The sequence below is a fragment of the Holtiella tumoricola genome, assembly GCF_027857615.1.
GTDB classification, from domain to species: Bacteria; Bacillota; Clostridia; order Lachnospirales; family Cellulosilyticaceae; genus Holtiella; species Holtiella tumoricola.
This window is the reverse complement of record NZ_JAQIFT010000045.1, coordinates 72,643-86,556: the sequence shown is the minus strand read 5'-3', so window position 1 is coordinate 86,556 and position 13,914 is coordinate 72,643. Positions and strand designations below refer to the sequence as shown.

The following is a 13,914-nucleotide window of genomic DNA, read 5'->3' as shown; positions in this document are numbered from 1 at the left end:
CATGAATAAAAGTTCCTTGAAAGTAGTTGCTATAGGTGGCGGAACAGGTTTATCAACTATGCTTAGAGGTATCAAAAAGCATACATCAGATGTTACTGCAATAGTAACAGTATCTGATAATGGTGGGGGTTCTGGCATCTTAAGAGAAGAAATGAATATGGTTCCACCAGGGGATATTCGTAACTGCCTAGTAGCACTTGCAAATACAGAACCTATTATGAAAGAACTTTTGCAATATAGATTTAAAGATGGAACATTAAAAGGTCAAAACTTTGGAAATCTATTCTTAGCGGCACTTGCAGATTTAAGTGGAAACTTCGAAAAAGCAGTGCAAGTAACCAGTAAGGTACTGGCTATAACAGGAAAAGTATTACCAGTTACATTAGAAAATGTACAACTCTATGCAACATTTGAAAATGGTGATTGTGTAGAAGGTGAAACTCAGATTGTTGAATATAGTAAGGCACATCATAAAATGATTACAGATATAAGATTAGAACCTAAAAATCCACAACCAGCAGAAGAAGTAATAGAAGCGATTGAAGAAGCAGAAATCCTCCTTCTTGGTCCAGGTAGCTTATATACAAGTATTGTACCTAACTTATTAATAGAAGAAGTTGCCAATGCAATTAGAAATTCAAAGGCTCGTAAGATATATATTGCTAATATGATGAGCCAACCAGGTGAAACAACAGGATTTACAGTAGAGGATCATGTTGAAGAACTTGAAAAATTCATAGGTGAAGGTACAATTAATACAGTTATTGTAAATAACGAGAATATTCCAGAGGAATACTTGAAAAAATACATTGAAGATGGCGCACACATGTTACACTTCGATGCAGAACATCCAATTTGGCAGGCTAAAAAGCGTATTGAAGCACCGCTTGTACGTATTAATCATGAAAAACAATATATTAGACACAATCAAGATAAGTTAGCCGAATATATTTTTAATGATGTTTAAATAATAAACAGTATCTAAAGAGGTGACAAAATGTCTTTTTCTGCAGATGTACGTAAAGAACTTACTGAAATTACAGGAGAAGCAAGGCACTGTATGATTGCTGAAATCGGAGCTTTTCTTTTAATGGCAGGGAAAATAGAGTTCGAAAGAGGTACTTTTAGCATTCGGATTCATACAGAAAATGAAGCTATTGCTAGAAAATACTTTACAATGATTAAAAAAACTTTTAATATTAATACTGAAGTTATTTTAATTACGCATAAAAATAAAAGTAGACAAACCTATCTTCTGAAAACCATGGACTCTAAGGATGCAGAGAAGATTCTTCTCGCTACAACAATTCTGAAATATGAAGGCAACCTCCCAGTGTTAAGGCAACACATGGATTATATGATGGTTCAAAGCATATGTTGTAAAAGGGCTTATCTTAGAGGGTCTTTTTTAGGCGGAGGCTCAGTAAGTGATCCTGAAAAAGGCTATCATTTCGAATTTGTAACATTGTATCATGAGAATGCAGAATATTTACAGACTACAATGAATCACTTAGAAATGGATGCTAAAATAGTGACCCGAAAAGGCAGTTATGTGGTATACTTGAAAGAAGGGGCACAGATTGTAGATTTGCTTAACGTTATAGGAGCACACATTGCTCTAATGCAATTAGAAAATATAAGGATTGTAAAGGAAGTACGTAACAATGTTAATAGATTGGTCAACTGTGAGACAGCCAATCTTAAAAAAACTGTATCGGCAGCAGTAAGACAAGTTCAAGACATTGAGTATTTAAGAGATACTATTGGCTTATCTGCACTTCCAGAAAACCTTGAGCAAATTGCAAGATTTAGATTAGAGTATTCAAGTGCAACGCTTAAAGAGCTAGGAGAGCTTCTGTCACCACCTGTAGGGAAGTCAGGAGTAAATCATAGACTAAAAAAATTGAGTGAAATTGCAGATCAAATAAGGGAACAAAGAGGAGGAAAGATTAAATGATTAAGGAAAAAGTAACTGTAGGTCTTAAAAATGGTTTAGAAGCAAGACAAGCTGCATTATTTGTACAAATTGCTAGTAAATTTGAAAGCCACATTGCTGTAGTAGTAGATGAAAAAAATGTTAATGCAAAAAGTATTATGGGTATGATGTCTTTAGGTACTATAAAAGGTGCTGCTATTGAGCTTGTAGTAGATGGTGAAGATGAACAAGCAGCTTTAGAAGCTTTAAATAAGTTCTTAACAACTGAAGAAATAGGTGAATAATAAATGAGGAGGTGTTGAAGAAACCCCTCCTTTTTTTGTGAAAAAATTTGTTGCAGAGTTTGCTTAAGGTATATAGACAAATAAGAATAGATATAATATAATATGTTAAAAGATAATTATTATTAATTACTGGAGGTATAACTCATGGAACAATTAAACCAAGATGTTAAAGATAAATTAGAAAAAGTATGTGTATGTCGTGGAATTACAAAGGAATCAATTAAAAATAGTATTAGAAATGGCAATAAAACAGTAGAAGCTGTAGCAGAAGATACAGGAGCAACTAAAGGTGGATGTAAAGGCTTTAGATGTAAAGGTAAAATTGAAGATCTTATTGCTGAGTTTGGAACAGAGTGGAATTAATCCACTCTGTTTTTTTGTTTATTAAGTTAGAGTAGGAGAGTAATACTATTTAAGTGAAGAACTATATATATGATCTTATTTGATGATATACTAATAGAAAGAATGATTAAATTGGAGTGAGTAAGAGATGGCATATACAATTGGTAAAGTAGCTGAAAGAGTAGGGCTTAGTACATATACATTACGTTATTATGAAAAGGAAGGTCTTCTGCCAGGTATTCAGAAAAATGGACAAGGAATTAGAATATATCAAGAAGATGATATCTTTTGGATTGAGCTTATAAAATGTCTAAAGGAGACAGGTATGTCTATTGCTGATATTCATTATATTGTTGAGTTAAGTATGGAAGGGGAGCATACAATACCTCAAAGAAAACAGATTTTAAATGCACATAAGAGGCAATTGCAAGAACAGATGGAGATTATTCAAAGAAGTGTTCATAAGATAGATAAAAAAATAGAATGGTATGATGGTAAAACTAAAGAATGTGAATAGATAAGTATATATTTTAATATATGTTTGTATAAAAGCATTGACTTAGAGTGAACTATAAGGTGTAAGGTAAAAGAAGAGATTAAGAAAAAAGGAGATACTTATTTATGTTAAATTTTGAATTTCATAACCCTACACATATTATTTTTGGTAAAGACACCTTAAAAGAACTTTCAAAGCAAGTTCCACAAGATGCTAAAGTACTTATTCTTTATGGTGGTGGAAGCGTTAAACGCTTTGGTACCTTAGATCAAGTAAAAACTTATTTAGAAGGACGCCAAATTTTTGAATTTGGTGGGATTGAACCTAATCCACAATATGATACATTGATGAAGGCAGTAGAAATAGTTAAACAAGAAAAGATTAATTTCTTACTTGCTGTAGGTGGCGGCTCTGTAATGGATGGAACTAAATTTGTATCTATTGCTTCGACTTATGAAGGCGAGAATAAAGAAGAACTGTTTAGCTATGGGACAGTACCAGCAGAAGTGGCTCCATGTTTACCAATAGGAACAGTTGTAACATTACCAGCAACAGGTTCAGAAATGAATAATGGAGGGGTTATTACCTCAAGGCTAGGTAAGCTTGCTATTTTTAGTCCAAAAGCTTTCCCAGTATTCTCAATTTTAGATCCAGAACTGACTTATACATTACCAGAAACACAGGTGGCGAATGGGATTGTAGATACTTTTATTCATACAGTAGAGCAATATGTAACATTACCATCAGAGGCTAGGTTCCAGGATCGTACAGCAGAGGGGATACTACAAACACTTATCGAGATTGGAAAAACAACAATTGATAATCCAACAGATTATGATGCGAGGGCAAACCTTGTATGGTGTGCAACAATGGCACTCAACGGGCTTATTGGAGCAGGTGTACCACAAGACTGGACAACACACTCAATAGGTCATGAAATCACTGCACTATATGGCATTGACCATGCCAAAACGCTAGCAATCCTTCAACCTTCTATTTGGAATGTACGAAGAGAACAAAAACAAGCTAAATTACTTCAATATGCAGAACGTGTATGGGGTATTAGTGAAGGTGAGATAGATACCCGTATTGACCAAGCTATTAAGAGAACACGTGATTTCTTTGAAAGCTTAGGTATTGCTACACACTTAAGTGATTATGGAATAACTGAAGAAGGTATAAATGATATTGTAGATGCACTTGAAAGACATGGAATGACACAACTTTCTGAAACGGGAGAAGTAACTTTAGAAGTAAGTCGTAAAATCCTAGAAGGTGCAATGTAAGAGTAATGAAAGTAGGAGCCACGAAGTATGTGGCTCCTTTTTCTATGAGAAGTTTAAAGGAATAAATATTTGTTTAAGTGAGGGGGTGCTTATATTTAGTCTACTTACGTGAGTTGGCCAGTTGGATTCTCCTTCACCTGCTTCACTTCGCTTTCAGAGAAATGTAACTCATTCAAAAATAATAACGGTGTGAACTCACTTCGTTCAGACAGCACACCTAAAACCACTATTTTTTCATTTCGAACATTTCTTATCTGAAAGCTACGTAGGCAGATTCCGGAGAACACACCTATCCAGCTCACTGAATCAAGTTTACGAATATGCCTCCCTCACTTTGTGGACTGTGCCGGAGGAGAGATTACTAAACTGCATGTAGCTTATATTCTAAGTCCATCCTCGAAAAAAGCTCCAGTGAGGTTACTCACGTATTACCGCCCTTTTCTACTCACGAAGGTAAGTTTTCACTTCCAGTGACACCCCGTGGTGAAGAGATAGGAGTAAATGTTTCTTCTTCGGAAGGCAAAAACTTGCAGGTATCAATGCCTTTTGCTACTGGGTTAAGTAAGACACGCTTTGTAGAATTGATAGTGCTTTTGATTTAAACTTCTAAATGATTAAGCACTTTCACGTGAAAGATGTTTAGAAAATACATCATGTAGTTTAGCTATTTTTCTATCTGAAGGGGCTATTATGTGATGGGCTGTAAGGTGAGTTATTGTATGGAAACTTCCTCCGCAGCCTCTCTTAAAAGTTGAGGACTAAAAGTTGGAATATAATAAGCTTGCCTACATGCCCTCACACTTAACCCAATATTTAATTGCTATAATCTACGATATCCTTAAATAACTAAAAAGAGATAAGAGAATAAACGAAAAGATGGAGATTTATGGTAATCTATGCATATACTTTAATATGAAAGAGTTTTAGGAGAAGCTTTATAAGAGTAAATTTATAGTGAAATATAATTTGTGTCAGAGTATAATAAGATGGCGTGTTAATATCAAAACGTTTATTTATTTAAAATTTATGCATATAAAGGGGAGGCGGAACAATGATGAATTTTATATTACGAGGCAGCGTATGTTATTCAAAATCTCCAACTGAACTTGTTACATTAGAGAAGGGGTATGTTGTTTGTAAGGATAATGTATGTGAAGGGGTTTATACAGAAATACCTGAAGCATATAAAGCATATCCAGTAAAAGATTGTGGGGAGCGTATAATCATACCTGGAATGGCAGATCTTCATACTCATGCACCACAATATACATTTAGAGGATTAGGGATGGATAAGGAGCTTTTAGATTGGCTAAATGCTTATACCTTCCCTGAAGAAGCAAAATATGAAGATGAAGGCTATGCACGACAAGCTTATCAAAAATTTGCTTCCGACTTAAAGCAAACAACAACAACGCGTGCATGTATCTTTGGAACAATCCATCCACATAGTACAGAAATATTAATGGAACAGCTAGAAGCTACAGGGCTTATTACGTACGTTGGTAAAGTCAATATGGACCAAAATGCACCAGATTATTTATGCGAGAGTAGTGCGGCAGAATCTGTTATTGCAACAGAGAAATGGATCAATACAGTTCAAAGTAAATTCAAAAATACGAAGCCAATGATTACACCAAGATTTGTACCATCTTGCTCGGGAGAGCTATTAGAAAAACTACATGATGTGCAAGAAAAATATCAGCTACCAGTGCAATCTCACCTATCAGAGAATATGGGTGAAATCCAATTAGTACAAGAACTATTTCCACAAAGTAGTTGTTATGCAGATGTATATCATCAATATGGATTAATAGATAAAGAGTGTAAGACTGTTATGGCACACTGTGTTTATTGTTCAGAAGAAGAAATGAAGCTTTTAAAAGAGAATCAAGTGTATGTTGCACATTGTCCTGAGTCAAATGCCAATCTTGCATCAGGCATTGCGCCAATTCGTAAGTATATGGAGCATCATATTCCTATTGGGCTAGGAAGTGATGTAGCAGCAGGAAGTAAGCTTTCTATTTTCTATGCTATGCAAGATGCCATTGTTATGTCTAAAATGAGATGGCGCTTAGTAGACAATAGCCTAGCACCATTAACTTTTGAAGAGGCCTTCTACCTAGCAACTAAAGGTGGTGGAAGTTTCTTTGGAAAAGTAGGAAGTTTTGAGCCAGGTTATGAATTTGATGCAGTCATACTAGATGATAAGAATTTAGAAACACTGTTACAATTAAGTATTAAAGAACGAGCAGAAAGAATGATGTATCTAGCAGATGATAGAAATATTGTTGGTAAATATGTAGCAGGAAAAGAAGTATAATAAAAGAATAATTAAACAGCTTATAAAAGAGGTTAAAACATAAACAAATGATAGTGTTTATGTTTTAACCTCTTTTATTTTAGCTAAGGAAGTAGTACCTATTTGAACATTTTTATAGATGTAAGTAAATGATTGCTATATCTTGGCAAGATGTATCTTAAAGTTTAAATGTGTTAAAATGCTGCTTAAAGTGGATGTCTATTTATATATTTGTGTAGAATGGGAAAATATAACATATAAAAAATTAAGTAAAAGGGAAAATAATGAGTAGTTAGAGTGTCTATATAAATGAAAGCAAAAAAGGAGGGCACTATGAAAGAAAAGGAATTGATACAAGGCATACAAACAGGCCAAGTATTTTATTATGAGAAATTAATAGATTGTTATGCCTCTTACATATCTAGGGTAGTCATAAAGGTTGCTGGGAGCCGTCTTACTAAAGAAGATATGGAGGAGATTTGTGCAGATGTATTTATTAAAATGTGGGAGAACAAAGACAAGCTTAATATTGGAGAAGGTACATTAAAAAGTTATTTAGGTGCAATGGCGAGGAATAAAACGATTAATAAATTGAGAGCCATAGGAGGTAAAGTGATATTACCTTTAGAAGAAGATGAAATTAAATATAGAGGAATAGCAGAAGAAGGTATACCAGAAAATGAAATGTTAGCCAAGGAAGAACATGCTTTGATTATGGATGTCATTAGAAGTTTACCTGAGCCTGATGGAGAAATTTTTATAAGAAGATATTTTTATCTAGAAAAATTATCAGAGATTGGAAAGGCTTTAGGGATTGAAGTGGCTACAGTTGGAACTAAACTTCATAGAGGAAAACAAAAATTGCAAAAGGTTTTTAAAGAGAGGGGTGGCCTTGGTGAATAAGAAGATTACCGAATTAATGGATGAGCTAGATATAGACTTATTAGAGAATATCAAATTAGAAGAAGAGAGAGAAGGTAAGCAATTAGATTTGACTCGAATTAAAGAGAAAGCTATGGCAGGTATTTCACAGCAGCAGGTAGTATCCTTTGAAAAGAAGAAAGAAGAGAAGAAAAAATTAAAAGGACGCAAAAGATACTTCTTACCACTTATTGCTCTAATAGGAATTATGGCTATTACAGTAGTTGCAGTGGGAACTAATGAACAGCTTAGAACATTGTGGGGGGAATCATTTAGTTTAATAGAGAAAGAAGCACAGAGTGTACAAAAGCAATTTATTGCAGAAGGTATTATATTTAAGGTTGAAGAAGCGGTCATTGATGATAAATCAGGTATTATTATAACTAGCTTTGAAAGAGAAGATGGTAAAACATTTGAAAAAGAAAGTATGCCATTAAGGATACAACTTCATATCAATGAGTCAGGAGGCTTAGGATGGGGAAGCCAACACTACTTATCTGAAGATGGTAAGAAGCTTTTTAGTGTGATACAAGTCTCAGGAGATAAAAAGCTATCTGGAAAAGATATAGAGTTAACAGCATCATGTCTTGGAAAATGGGAGGCTGGACATACCACAACCCGGTTAGATTTAAATAAAGCCTACGAAGAAAGTAAAAAAGTTGTATCTGATGATAAAGCATGGGAAGAATATAGCATAGATCAAGGATTAGGTTTGACAATAAGTGAAGAGATACCACAATTTAAGTTAGATCAAGTAAGATTTATAGATGATGTACTTCATATTATTACAAGTTATCAAGATTCAATAGGAGAAGAACTCTTACAAACCCATGTAAAGTTAATCGATACTCGTACGGGAGCAGAAATAGAGTATAATAGCGGTAGTGGAACTTGGGACACTACAAATGGATTGCATAAAATGAGTGACCAATTTGAAGATATAACAGAAGCGGACTTACCATACTTAGAAATGGGAGTAGACTATGATTATTTTAATTTGATATCTGATGGGAAATGGCAAGTAACCTTTAGATTAGATTCTAATCATAATACAAAACGTATTAAACTCAATGTAATAATTGAAAAAGACAATTTAAAAGTTAAAATTAATGAAATTAAACTATCAGCATTAGGTGTGAAGATAGAAGGTAGCAAAAATACAGAACTTATGAAAGACTTATCAGGTTATTTACTGATGAAAGATGGGCGCAAGTTGGGACTATTTTCTAATAGTATGAGTACACGATTTAATTTATGGTTTACTCAGCATCTGAATGTACAGCAAGGTGTGATCATTGAAGAAGATAGTAAAGATACAACTAGTGAGCTAGGAAATGAAGTAGATAAGGTAGGAATCAGTAATGATGAAAGCATTTTATCAGATCATAGTATAAGCTTTAGTACAATGGGAGGGAAAGAAATAAGTTTGCCCAATTTAATTGATGTGAATCAAGTTGAAAGTATTGTAATAGAAGATACAATAATTCCGATAAGATAGCAACATTATTTTGGATTATTTGATATAATTATAAATGAATAATAGATAACAGGGAGATAAACACTATGACACAAATGAAACATATGACATGGTATGAATTTAATGAAAGAAAAGATAAAGATGTTGTAATATTACCAGTAGGTTCAGTAGAGCAGCACGGGCCTCATTTACCGTTATTTACAGATACAATTATATCAGAAGGTTTTGCAGAACTTTTAGCACAAGAGGTAAATGGGATTGTGATGCCTGCTATTAACTATGGCTATAAATCACAACCAGCTTCAGGCGGTGGTCCTTTATTCCCAGGGACAATTGACTTAAATGGTGTAACTTTAATTGCACTTGTACAAGATATTTTAGAAGAACTCATCCGTGATGGTGTAAAGCAAATAGCTGTAGTGAACTCTCATTTTGAAAATCAGGCCTTCTTATTAGAGGCGATTGATCTAGTAAGTAGACATATGCCAGAAGGGACAAAGATTGTCATGATGAGTTGGTGGGATCTGATTACACAAGAGACAATAGATAAGGTATTTGATGAAGTACCTTTCCCAGGTTGGGCATTAGAACATGCAGCAATCACTGAGACTTCTCTTATTTTAAAATTTGCACCAGAAACTGTGCATATGGACAGACTTATTGAAGAAAAAATTGAAGAAGTACCAACATATCAGGTTTATCCAATTCCAAAAGATTTAGTACCAGCTTCTGGTCTTTTATCTATTGGAAGAACAAGTTCACAAGAAAAAGGTGAACTCATTATAGCAGAAGCTTTAAAGGGTATGGTATCAATTGTTAATAAAGAGTTTAAGAATTAATAGATAAAGAGTTTGTAATAGGTAAATAATATCTTTGAAAGGATGTGTGTACCTATGTATCAAAACAAGCCAGGTTCTAACAACCCAATGCAAAAAGGAAAACGTAGACAAAAACTTCATGATGAACAAAATAATCATGGAGAGCCAGAGAAAAAAACTTCATACAAATAGTAAGTAAAAGAGGATAGTTCATCTTAACAGAGGAATTATCCTCTTTTATTATAATCATTAAAAATAAATAATACCTATATAGGTAATTATAAATATATAATGAATAAAGTTAGACATTTGAGTAAGTATGGATGAAGAAAGGAAATATAAAATGGTAGGAACTATAGATGCAGCATTAGGACAACAAATTGTAGATGCAATTAGTCAAGTTGTAGAAAAAGATATTAACTTTATAAATAAACAAGGTATTATCATTTCTAGTACAGATAAGACACGTATAGGAAGTTTTCATGAAGCTGGGTATGAAGCAATAATAACAAGACGTATGGTAATGGTACAAAACGAGAGAAATTTTGAAGGGGCTAAGAGAGGTGTCAATTACCCTATTATTATAGATAACGAGGTCTTTGGGGTAATAGGTATTACAGGTAATCCAGAGACAATTATGAAATATGGATTTTTAGCATCTAAGATTACAGAAATTTTTATTAAAGAAGAACAGATCATGGGACATTATGAATCTAGAAAGAAAATGATTCAGCATCTGATGAATATGTGTATTTATGAAAAAGGCGCTAACAAAGAAGCTATTGAGCATATGATGCAAAGACTTCATATAAAAGCAGGTGAATTATATCAGTGTATTGTGGTTGAAACATCTAAAAAATATGCAGATTTTATAGAAATAGAAAATAGGATTTATAAACTTTTAGGTGAATATAATGTGGAACTTTATATGTACAATTACCCTAATCATTTTATTATTTTAATCCCTAAAAAGAGAATGACAGAGCTGAAAAAACTCATGCCTAGGTTAGATGAATATGATCAAAGAAGTATATACTGTGGGATAGGCGTACCAGAGACACTAGAACATATTAAAGATGCTTATGATTCAGCATTATTAGCACTTAAATATGCTAAGCGTAATGAGCAATTTATAGTAGATAGCAGTGAGCTAGATATTGAGCTTATACTTGAAAGTTTGCCAAAATCAACAAAAGATAAATATATAAGTACAGTAGTAGGGAGCTTAACAGAGGAAGAGATTGAACTTTTAAATTGTTACTATGAATGCAATATGTCTTTGAAAGAGACAGCAGAACGTCTTTTTATTCACAAAAACACAGTACAATATCGATTAGATAAGATTCAAAATAAAATAGGTATTAATCCTCGTAATTTTAAACAATCTATTAGGATTTATCTAGGAATTTATATGAAAGGCATGCAATAGAATTTGTTATGTGTAACAGATATAGGGGGTAAGTATACATTATAATTGGTATTTGGAACATAGTTATTTATTTGTCATATAGTATAATGTGTACAAAAGGAGTGATCAAACGTGAAAATAGTTGTGGCAATTGACTCATTAAAAGGTAGTTTAACATCAATAGAAGCAGGTAATGCAATTAAACAAGGTATCTTGAATATAGATCATACGGCACAAGTCATTATCAAACCACTTGCAGATGGAGGAGAAGGAACTGCGCAAGCACTAGTAAGTGGAATGGGTGGTAGTATGCAAACACTAGAGGTAACAGGTCCTTTAAAAGAGCGTGTAAATGCTAGATATGGTATGTTAGAAGGTCATGAAACAGCTATTATTGAAATGGCAGAAGCAGCTGGACTTCCTCTTGTTCCAATGAACGATAGAAATCCACTTTATACAACAACTTATGGTGTAGGTGAGATTATTCGAAAATGTATTGAAGAGGGATGTAGAAAATTTATTGTAGGTATTGGTGGAAGTGCTACTAATGATGCAGGTATAGGCATGCTTATGGCATTAGGATTTAAATTTATAGATATTAACGGACAAGAAGTAGGACAAGGTGGACAAGGGTTAGAACAAATAGTAGGAATTGATACAAGCAAAGTACTACCAGAGCTTAGAGAATGTGAATTTAAAATAGCATGTGATGTAGATAATCCTCTTTATGGAGAAAATGGAGCAGCAGCTATTTATGGGCCTCAAAAAGGAGCAACACCAGAGATGGTAGAACGTTTAGATCAAGGTCTACGAAACTTTGCAGAGGTTGTAAAAACATTTAAGCAACAAGACTTTTCACAAGTTCCTGGTGCAGGAGCAGCAGGGGGACTAGGATTTGGATTTATGGCATTCTTAAATGGGAAATTAGAATCCGGTATTCAAATTATTCTTAAAGAAATTAAATTAGAAGAAGACTTAAAAGATGCAGATTTAGTTATTACAGGAGAGGGAAGACTGGATAATCAAACAGCTATGGGAAAAGCTCCAATAGGTGTAGCTAAATTAGCTAAGAAGTATAATCTACCAGTTCTAGGTTTTGCAGGAGCATTAGCAAATGAAGCGAAAAAATGTAATGAAGAGGGGATAGATGCTTACTTCTCAATCGTTAATGCTGCAATGTCATTAGAGGATGCTATGAATCCTGAAAATGCAAAACAAAATATGACTAAAACAGTAGAACAAGTTTTCAATTTAATTAAACTATATAAATAATAGATATTTGTACTTGAAAAGGAGCGGGAGAAATGGAACTACAAATTACTACATTGGGAGCCATCTTAGGTTTAGCAGTTGCAATTATTCTTATTATCAAAAAGGTTCAACCAGCTTATAGTCTTATCTTAGGAGCTGTTGTAGGAGGCCTTGTAGGTGGAGCAGGACTAGATGGTACAGTCAGTACAATGATTGGCGGAGCCAAAGATATTATGCCAGCTATTTTAAGAATTGTAACATCTGGAGTACTAGCAGGTATTTTAATTAAAACAGGTTCAGCAGCTAAGATAGCTGATCAAATTGTTAAAACCTTAGGTGAGAAACGTGCACTCTTTGCGTTAGCATTAGCAACAATGATTTTAACATCTACAGGTGTATTTATTGATATTGCAGTTATTACGGTAGCGCCTATTGCATTAGCTATCGGTAAAAAGCTTAATTATTCTAAAATGGCAATACTTTTTGCAATGATTGGTGGAGGAAAATGCGGTAATATTATTTCACCTAATCCAAATACAATCTCAGCAGCAGAAAACTTTGGAGTAGAACTTTCAAGTCTTATGGTTGCTAACTTAATTCCAGCTATTGTTGGTCTAATTACAACGGTTATCGTTGTTAAATTCCTTACTAAAAAAGGAGAAGTAATTCAAGAGACAGCGGTAGAAGAAAACCAAGAAGAACTTCCAAGTTTCTTTGCAGCAATTATTGGACCATTAGTATCCATTATCCTTTTAGCACTTAGACCAATTGCTGGTATTACAGTAGATCCACTTATTGCACTTCCTATTGGAGGATTAATAGGAGTTGTTGCTACTGGCAAATGGAGAAATACAAATGAGTATATCACTTTTGGATTATCTAAAATGATGCCTGTAACAGTTTTACTTATTGGAACAGGTGCGGTAGCAGGTATTATTAAAGCATCAACACTTCAAGCAACAACTATTTCTTTACTTAATAGCATGAATATGCCAGAGTTTTTATTAGCCCCAATCTCAGGTATTTTAATGGGAGCGGCTACAGCTTCAACCACAGCAGGAACAACGATTGCATCAGCTACATTTGGACCAGCTATTCTTTCAGCAGGTATTATGCCACTTGCAGGTGCGGCAATGGTACATGCAGGTGCAACAGTACTTGATCATTTACCACATGGTTCATTCTTCCATGCTACAGCAGGTGCAACAAATATGAATCTATCAGAACGTTTAAAACTCATCCCTTATGAATCATTAATTGGTATTGTTATTACTATTGTATCAACAATTATTTGGGGAATTATTCTTTAACAGTCATACTAGACAAGCAAGGAGGTATATAATTTAAAGTTATATGCCTCTTTTTGTGTTATCTTTAAAAAACTTCCAACATATAA

General features: G+C 33.8%; 14 protein-coding genes. All 14 read left to right on the top strand.

What is annotated here, in order from left to right; all coding sequences use genetic code 11:
* Position 1: 1 nt before the first annotated feature.
* The 14 genes from PBV87_RS11715 (at position 2) to PBV87_RS11650 (ending at position 13,828) form a co-directional block, all read left to right on the top strand.
* Positions 2–967 carry a gluconeogenesis factor YvcK family protein gene (locus tag PBV87_RS11715; RefSeq protein ID WP_271012421.1) on the top strand — a complete coding sequence of 322 codons (966 nt, stop codon included), beginning with the start codon at positions 2–4 and terminating at the stop codon, positions 965–967.
* Between the two features lie 30 nt (positions 968–997).
* The gene (gene whiA, locus PBV87_RS11710; RefSeq protein ID WP_053986255.1) at positions 998–1,957 is read left to right on the top strand and encodes a DNA-binding protein WhiA; all 960 of its coding nucleotides are present in this window, start codon (positions 998–1,000) and stop codon (positions 1,955–1,957) included.
* Positions 1,954–2,220 carry an HPr family phosphocarrier protein gene (locus PBV87_RS11705; RefSeq protein WP_053986254.1) on the top strand — a complete coding sequence of 89 codons (267 nt, stop codon included), beginning with the start codon at positions 1,954–1,956 and terminating at the stop codon, positions 2,218–2,220. Before whiA ends, PBV87_RS11705 begins: the two co-directional genes overlap by 4 nt.
* Before the next feature lie 144 nt (positions 2,221–2,364).
* Positions 2,365–2,583 carry a (2Fe-2S)-binding protein gene (locus PBV87_RS11700; RefSeq protein WP_053986253.1) on the top strand — a complete coding sequence of 73 codons (219 nt, stop codon included), beginning with the start codon at positions 2,365–2,367 and terminating at the stop codon, positions 2,581–2,583.
* A gap of 127 nt (positions 2,584–2,710) precedes the next feature.
* Positions 2,711–3,079 (top strand): MerR family transcriptional regulator, encoded by a 369-nt coding sequence (locus PBV87_RS11695; RefSeq protein WP_271012420.1) that lies wholly within the window; start codon positions 2,711–2,713, stop codon positions 3,077–3,079.
* 104 nt (positions 3,080–3,183) lie between these two features.
* Positions 3,184–4,344, top strand: a complete 1,161-nt coding sequence (locus PBV87_RS11690) for an iron-containing alcohol dehydrogenase (RefSeq protein ID WP_271012419.1) — start codon at positions 3,184–3,186, stop codon at positions 4,342–4,344.
* Positions 4,345–5,395: 1,051 nt separating this feature from the next.
* Positions 5,396–6,664 carry an amidohydrolase family protein gene (locus PBV87_RS11685; protein WP_330680398.1) on the top strand — a complete coding sequence of 423 codons (1,269 nt, stop codon included), beginning with the start codon at positions 5,396–5,398 and terminating at the stop codon, positions 6,662–6,664.
* 312 nt (positions 6,665–6,976) lie between these two features.
* Positions 6,977–7,546 (top strand): RNA polymerase sigma factor, encoded by a 570-nt coding sequence (locus PBV87_RS11680; protein WP_271012418.1) that lies wholly within the window; start codon positions 6,977–6,979, stop codon positions 7,544–7,546.
* The gene (locus PBV87_RS11675; RefSeq protein ID WP_271012417.1) at positions 7,539–9,062 is read left to right on the top strand and encodes a hypothetical protein; all 1,524 of its coding nucleotides are present in this window, start codon (positions 7,539–7,541) and stop codon (positions 9,060–9,062) included. The genes PBV87_RS11680 and PBV87_RS11675 overlap by 8 nt, the downstream gene beginning before the upstream one ends.
* Positions 9,063–9,127: 65 nt before the next feature.
* Entirely contained in the window at positions 9,128–9,880 is a 753-nt protein-coding gene (locus PBV87_RS11670) for a creatininase (protein ID WP_271012416.1), read from the top strand.
* A gap of 54 nt (positions 9,881–9,934) precedes the next feature.
* The gene (locus PBV87_RS11665) at positions 9,935–10,051 is read left to right on the top strand and encodes a clostri-philic family protein (protein ID WP_271012415.1); all 117 of its coding nucleotides are present in this window, start codon (positions 9,935–9,937) and stop codon (positions 10,049–10,051) included.
* Between the two features lie 151 nt (positions 10,052–10,202).
* Positions 10,203–11,288, top strand: a complete 1,086-nt coding sequence (locus PBV87_RS11660; RefSeq protein WP_271012414.1) for a CdaR family transcriptional regulator — start codon at positions 10,203–10,205, stop codon at positions 11,286–11,288.
* A 111-nt stretch (positions 11,289–11,399) separates the two neighbouring features.
* Positions 11,400–12,539, top strand: a complete 1,140-nt coding sequence (locus tag PBV87_RS11655; protein ID WP_271012413.1) for a glycerate kinase family protein — start codon at positions 11,400–11,402, stop codon at positions 12,537–12,539.
* Between the two features lie 32 nt (positions 12,540–12,571).
* Positions 12,572–13,828 (top strand): GntP family permease, encoded by a 1,257-nt coding sequence (locus PBV87_RS11650; protein WP_271012412.1) that lies wholly within the window; start codon positions 12,572–12,574, stop codon positions 13,826–13,828.
* The last annotated feature ends 86 nt before the right edge of the window (positions 13,829–13,914 follow it).

Excerpts from the sequence above, each read along its gene's own strand:
- PBV87_RS11715 (WP_271012421.1), top strand. The coding sequence starts at position 2 with ATGAATAAAAGTTCCTTGAAAGTAGTTGCTATAGGTGGCGGAACAGGT.
- whiA (WP_053986255.1), top strand. The coding sequence starts at position 998 with ATGTCTTTTTCTGCAGATGTACGTAAAGAACTTACTGAAATTACAGGA.
- PBV87_RS11705 (WP_053986254.1), top strand. The coding sequence starts at position 1,954 with ATGATTAAGGAAAAAGTAACTGTAGGTCTTAAAAATGGTTTAGAAGCA.
- PBV87_RS11700 (WP_053986253.1), top strand. The coding sequence starts at position 2,365 with ATGGAACAATTAAACCAAGATGTTAAAGATAAATTAGAAAAAGTATGT.
- PBV87_RS11695 (WP_271012420.1), top strand. The coding sequence starts at position 2,711 with ATGGCATATACAATTGGTAAAGTAGCTGAAAGAGTAGGGCTTAGTACA.
- PBV87_RS11690 (WP_271012419.1), top strand. The coding sequence starts at position 3,184 with ATGTTAAATTTTGAATTTCATAACCCTACACATATTATTTTTGGTAAA.
- PBV87_RS11685 (WP_330680398.1), top strand. The coding sequence starts at position 5,396 with ATGATGAATTTTATATTACGAGGCAGCGTATGTTATTCAAAATCTCCA.
- PBV87_RS11680 (WP_271012418.1), top strand. The coding sequence starts at position 6,977 with ATGAAAGAAAAGGAATTGATACAAGGCATACAAACAGGCCAAGTATTT.
- PBV87_RS11670 (WP_271012416.1), top strand. The coding sequence starts at position 9,128 with ATGACACAAATGAAACATATGACATGGTATGAATTTAATGAAAGAAAA.
- PBV87_RS11665 (WP_271012415.1), top strand. The coding sequence starts at position 9,935 with ATGTATCAAAACAAGCCAGGTTCTAACAACCCAATGCAAAAAGGAAAA.
- PBV87_RS11660 (WP_271012414.1), top strand. The coding sequence starts at position 10,203 with ATGGTAGGAACTATAGATGCAGCATTAGGACAACAAATTGTAGATGCA.
- PBV87_RS11650 (WP_271012412.1), top strand. The coding sequence starts at position 12,572 with ATGGAACTACAAATTACTACATTGGGAGCCATCTTAGGTTTAGCAGTT.